The organism is Streptomyces sp. NPDC058964 (genome assembly GCF_042741275.1).
Classification (GTDB): domain Bacteria; phylum Actinomycetota; class Actinomycetes; order Streptomycetales; family Streptomycetaceae; genus Streptomyces.
Window position 1 is genome coordinate 1 of sequence record NZ_JBHYKH010000264.1, and the last position, 1037, is coordinate 1037.

The window sequence follows — 1037 nt, forward strand, 5'->3', positions numbered from 1 at the left end:
TGGCCGAGGGGGCCGGACGTCCGCCCCCCTCGCCCGGGCGGGGGGTGCGGGCCGGGTTCTAGTTCGTCGACGCCCTGGACGAGGACGGCGACGAGGGCGCGCCCCAGGACGCCGCCGAGGAGGACGGCGACAAGAGCTGACGCCGGGTTGTGAGTGAGGGGGGGGTCCCCACCCGGGGTCCCCCCCCCACAAGGGGCCGGGGGGCCGGGGGGCGGGGGGGGGGGCCCCACGGCGAGGTTGCCGGACCGCGTACCGGGGGATCCGACCGCGCCGGTGAGCGGGCGTCGGATGCCCCGGGCCGTCGGGCACGAGTTGCGTACAGCGGGCACGGGGACGGCCCATCGCGCGGCATCCGCTACGTGGTCGACAACGGCATCACCCATGCCCGCCGACTTCGCGCCCTGGCGGACGATCTACGGCTTCGCCCGGCGCTGGGCCGCCGCCAAGATCGGCGGTGTCATCCGCGACCAGGTCCGCCGCAAGGTCCGTCCGGCCAGCGGGAAGACACCTCGCGCGGCGTTGGCCATCGTCGACTCGCAAGGCCTCCGAGACCGTCGGCATGGATTCACGGGGATGGGATGGCGGGAAACTGATCGACCTCTCCGGCCGCGTCCTGCACTCGATCTTCTGGCAGAACCTCTCCCCGGACGACGGCGACCGCCCTGACGGTGCCCTTGTCGACGCCATCGACGAACACCTCGGCGGCTTCGAGGCGTTCGAGAAGCAGCTCATCGTCGCGACCGCGTCCGTCCAGGGCTCCGGCTGGGGCGTGCTCCTGGGAGCCCCTCGGCAAGCGTCTGATGGTGGAGCAGGTCTACGACCACCACGGCAACGTCGGCCAGGGCAGCACCCCGCTCCTGGTCTTCGACGCCGGGGAACACGCCTGCTACCTGACGTACAAGAACGTCCGCCCCGACAGCGTCACCAAGCTGTGGGACCTGATCAACTGGGAAGATGTCGCCACACGGCTCGCCGCGGCGGCCGACACCTGACCAGCAGTACCACGGAACCGTCAACGGGCCGGGAAGCCTCCGTGC

The 1037-nt window shown here is 72.3% G+C and carries 1 pseudogene; it reads left to right on the plus strand.

Going from position 1 to position 1037, the window contains the following annotated elements:
* Positions 1–595: 595 nt before the first annotated feature.
* A pseudogene (locus ACFW2E_RS27890) lies at positions 596–992 on the plus strand (superoxide dismutase); the annotation flags it as partial.
* Positions 993–1037: the final 45 nt, after the last annotated feature.